Here is a 3,070-nt window from a genome sequence, read left to right as displayed (position 1 = left end):
ACCTCGAACGTCTGCTCGGGCGCAAGACCATGGAGGTCGAGATCCTGAAGGAGGCGCTCGACCTCGCCCGCACAAAAAAACCGACCTCGCCGCTCAGCTCCTGGGGCGGTTCGACGGGCGGTTCGCGGTGAAGGCGGTCGCCGACACGCTCGGCGTGGCCCGCTCCCACCTGGCCGAGCGCCTGAGCCGCCCCGCCCAGCCGCGCGGTCCCTACCGCAAGCCTGAGGATGCGCAGCTGCTGCCGACGATCCGCGCGATCGTCGATGCCCGCCCGAGCTACGGCTATCGCCGCGTCACCGCACTGGTGAACCGGGCCCTGCGCTCGCGCGGCGAAGCGAGCGTCAATGCCAAGCGGGTGCTGCGCATCCTGCGGGCGAACGGGCTCACCCTCGCGCCGCACACCGCCCGGCGGCCCGGCCGCACCCACGACGGCACCGTGGTGGCGTTACGCTCGAACGTGCGCTGGTGCTCGGATCACCTCGAACTGCGCTGCCGGGACGGTGCGGTCGTCCGCGTGCTGTTTGCCATCGACGCGTGCGACCGTGAGATCATCGCGTGGTCGGCGACCACGACGGGCGTCTCGGCCGAGATGGTCTGCAACCTGATGATCGCCTGCTGCGAGCGCCGGTTCGGCGCGACGAAGACCCCGCACCCGGTCGAGTGGCTGTCCGACAACGGCTCCGCCTACATCGCCAAGGATACAGCGCAGACGGCCGCCGCGCTCAGCCTACGGTTGCTGTTCACCCCGGTGCGTTCGCCGCAGAGCAACGGCATCGCGGAGGCGTTCGTGAAGACGCTTAAGCGCGACTATGCCCGCCTTGCCATCTTGGCCGACGCCGAGACCGTGATGCGGCTTCTGCCGGCTTGGTTCGAGGACTACAACACGATCCACCCGCACTCCGGCCTGCGCATGCTCTCGCCCCGAGAGTACCTCAGCCGGACTGCCTAAACCCGCCCCGCTGCCTGTCCGGTCAAACAGGGTGCACTCCAGGTGTTGCAACACCTCCACTCTGGCACATCGATGCCGTCAGGGGGCGTCCACCCCTACGCTCTGGGTGGTTTCCTGCCTGTCCGCTTCGGGAGATCGAAGCTTCGACACCGGACATTGGCCACCTCAAATCGGCCTAACGGAGGCACCTCTTCTCTGACGTGTAGCCACCCGCTCACTGGGGTTCAGCTCACGGCCCAATCTGAGCGAAGCTCGGCCGCGGTAGCCGGCCGGCCACCGCATGCAACAACCGTTGCAGACGCGGCGGCGACGAGTTCCGCGTTGTCCCGAGCCGTCCTTCCATCCGGGGTGAGCAGGTTGTTCTCGAACCCGACGCGGACGTGTCCGCCGAACAAGGCAGCAGCCGTGACGCAGGCGTTCTCATACCGACCGAATGCGCAGGTCATCCAATGACTCGCCCGAGGCCGGTCCGGCGCCAGGAACGGCAGCAAGTCGGACGGGGCCGAGGTCTGGCCTGCCGTGTACCGCCCAAGGACGTAGAGGACCGGCACGGCGTCGAATGGCACCACTCCGGATGCCTGGAGCGCGGCGAGCCTGACGGCCTCATCAGCTGCGTAGAGGATGACCTGAGGCATGATGCCCTCACGGCGAAGCCACTCCATGAAAATTCCGAACGGTTTCTCTGAAGCAGTGTCAGGGGCGAGTTCGCGCAGCGCCAGGGACACGGCCTCCGGCCGGACCGCCCGCACCACCGCCATCTGCTCGGCCGGCTGGTAGAGGCCCAGCGCCTCGCTCGTGATCTGGATCACCGCCTTGTCGCCCGTGGCGGCTCGGATCGCATGCGTCGCGTCGGCATAGGCGCCCGCATCAAGCAGATGTCGACCGTCCACCTGGCGCACGTGGAGGTGCACCATGCAGGCACCGGCCTCCACGCACGAGGCGACCGTATAGGCGTGCTCCGCCGGAGTAAGGGGAATTGCCGGATGGTCGTCCTTCGTGCGGCGTCCGCCGGTCGGCGTCACGGCGATGGCGGTTGGGCCTGGAAACGACATCGATGCCTCCTCGATAGCCAGGATGCCTCACTAAGATACATCCGTTGCATGCATTCATAATTGCAACGTTTGTTGCATATATTTGTGAAGAAGGGTACACAAGCCGCCATGGAACACGGTCCGCTCACGGAACAGATCGTCGGAGCCTTCGAGACCCTCGGGCCTCAGCTGAAGGCCGCCGCACGCTTCGTTCTCGACCAGCCCAATGAGGTCGCGCTGCTCTCGATGCGCGAGCAGGCCAAGCGCGCCGGCGTCCAGCCCCACACCATGACGCGCCTTGCCCAGCGCCTGGGGCTTGCTGGATACGACGACGTTCGTGCGCTCTACGCCGGGGCCGTTCGAGAAGGATCACTCGGCTTTTCCGGCAAAGCCGGTGCGCAGGTCTCCGCCCAGCAGGCCAAGGGCGAGCGGGCGTTAGCCGTCGACATCGTCACGTCGATCGGCGCGCAGCTCCAGAGGCTCACCGAGCCGCAAGCCCTCGACCGGCTCGTCGTGGCAGCAGATCTTTTGGCATTCGCGGACAGGGTCTACTGCCTGGGCCTGCGGGCAAGCCACCCGGTCGTCGCGCACTTCGCTTACGTGATGTCCTTCCTCGGCGAGCGCGCGATCCTGCTCGATACCGGGGCCGGTACCGGACTCGACCCAATACGCTCGGCCTCTTCGAAGGACGTGCTCCTCGTGGCCTCGGTTGCCCCCTACACTCGGGCGACGGTCGAGACCGCGCGCTATGCGCATGACGCCGGCGTGCCGGTCGTGGCCGTGACCGACAGCCTCGTCTCGCCGCTCGCGTCGATTGCCCGGGAGACTATCCTGGTCCCGGCGGACAGCCCCTCCTTCTTTCACACCATCGCCCCGGCCCTGGTCGTCGGCGAGATCCTGGCCGCCCTCGTGGCCGGTCGGGGCGGCGACGCCTCGCTCGCCGCGATCAAGCGCAGCGAGGCGCAGCTCACCGCCTTCGGCATCCACTGGTCACCCCCTCCCGCGAGGAGATCGCAATGACCCGCATCCTACACCGCCAGATCAACGCGAACCTGCGTGTCGCCTCGCCGCGACGATGACGCTCGCCTTG

General features: G+C 67.5%; 2 protein-coding genes and 1 pseudogene. 2 read left to right on the top strand and 1 reads right to left on the bottom strand.

Features of this window, described 5'->3' with window-relative positions; all coding sequences use genetic code 11:
• Positions 1 to 949 (top strand): annotated as a pseudogene (locus ACQKQD_RS34080) (IS3 family transposase); the annotation flags it as partial.
• Positions 950 to 1,173: 224 nt separating this feature from the next.
• On the opposite strand, the gene ACQKQD_RS34075 reads toward ACQKQD_RS34080, so the two are convergent.
• Positions 1,174 to 2,001 carry a 3-keto-5-aminohexanoate cleavage protein gene (locus tag ACQKQD_RS34075; protein ID WP_427510997.1) on the bottom strand — a complete coding sequence of 276 codons (828 nt, stop codon included), beginning with the start codon at positions 1,999 to 2,001 and terminating at the stop codon, positions 1,174 to 1,176.
• Positions 2,002 to 2,109: 108 nt separating this feature from the next.
• Between ACQKQD_RS34075 and ACQKQD_RS34070 the strand changes: the two genes are divergently transcribed.
• A complete protein-coding gene (locus tag ACQKQD_RS34070) occupies positions 2,110 to 3,000 on the top strand; it encodes a MurR/RpiR family transcriptional regulator (RefSeq protein WP_427510998.1) in 891 nt (296 codons plus the stop codon).
• The last annotated feature ends 70 nt before the right edge of the window (positions 3,001 to 3,070 follow it).

Origin of the sequence: Methylobacterium sp. NPDC080182 (assembly GCF_050281105.1) — a bacterium.
Taxonomy (GTDB): domain Bacteria; phylum Pseudomonadota; class Alphaproteobacteria; order Rhizobiales; family Beijerinckiaceae; genus Methylobacterium.
The sequence above is the reverse complement of the archived record's forward strand: the minus strand, read 5'-3'. Positions and strand labels throughout refer to the sequence as shown.